Raw genomic sequence first — 1,042 nt, forward strand, 5'->3', positions numbered from 1 at the left:
GCCGGCCGGCCCGGCTCCGGCCTACGGGCATGTCGCCGCGCAGCTGCTTGACGGCATCCGGGAATCGGTGGCCGGCCGGCCGGAAGCCGCCCTCGCGACCTTGCTCGCCGCGGCCGACTCGGCCACCCCGATTGCGCACCTGCTTCCGGAGTCGCCTGCGGCGCTCACGGGGTTGGTCGCACTGCACGCTGCCGAGTTCGACCTCGCTCGTAGCGTGCTCGAGCGGGCCGGCGGCGGAGAGCGGCACACGTTGCTGCTCGGCTGGACGGCAATGCTGCGAGGAGATCTCGCCACCGCGGAAGCCCACGGGACCGTCGTGCGCCGGTCGGAGGTCCGCCTCGCGCCTCGCGACGAGTTGTTCCTGTACGGGTTGGAGCTGGGGCTGGCTCGTCGCGGCGGGACGCCCGAGGCGGTGCGGGAGCGCTGGGGAGCGGCGTATGAGGCGGTGATGCGGCAGCCGGTCGACCTGTTCGCGCTGCTTCCTTTGGGGGAGGTGCTCGTGGGCGCGGCGCGGATCGAGGAGGGCTATCGCGTGCGCGTGCATCGGGACCGCGCCTTCGCCCTGCTTGATCGCCTCGGCTCCCCGCTGCTGTGGTCGGCGTGGCTGTGTTGGGCTGAGTTCCACGCGGCGATCGTGGCCGGCCACGGGGACACCGCGCGGACGGTGTTGCGGCCCTTGGCTGCGTCCTCGGATTCCGGGCGGCTGGGGCCGGCCTTCGCGGCCGCGGGCGAGCAATGGCTGGCCGTTCTCGACGGCTCCAGTGAGGTCGAGGCGGTCTTGGCTGCCGCGGAACGGCTGAACCGCGCCGGTCTGGCGTGGGACGCGGCCAGGCTGGCCGGCCAGGCCGCTGTCCGGGCCACGGACCGCGCGGCCATGGTGACGCTGCTGCGCGCGGCCAAGCAGTTCCCGGCCGGCGCCACCGTGGCCGCGGCCTCGCCGCCGCCGGCGGCGGCCGAGCCGCCGGCGTTGACCGAACGCGAACGCGACATCGGGCGGCTGTTCGTCGCCGGGCACACCTACAAGGAGATCGGCGAGCAGCTG

1 pseudogene is annotated in these 1,042 nt (G+C 74.6%); it reads left to right on the forward strand.

What is annotated here, in order from left to right:
- Positions 1 to 1,042 (forward strand): annotated as a pseudogene (locus ACWEN0_RS50010) (helix-turn-helix transcriptional regulator); the annotation flags it as partial.

The sequence above is a fragment of the Amycolatopsis sp. NPDC004378 genome (genome assembly GCF_053602455.1).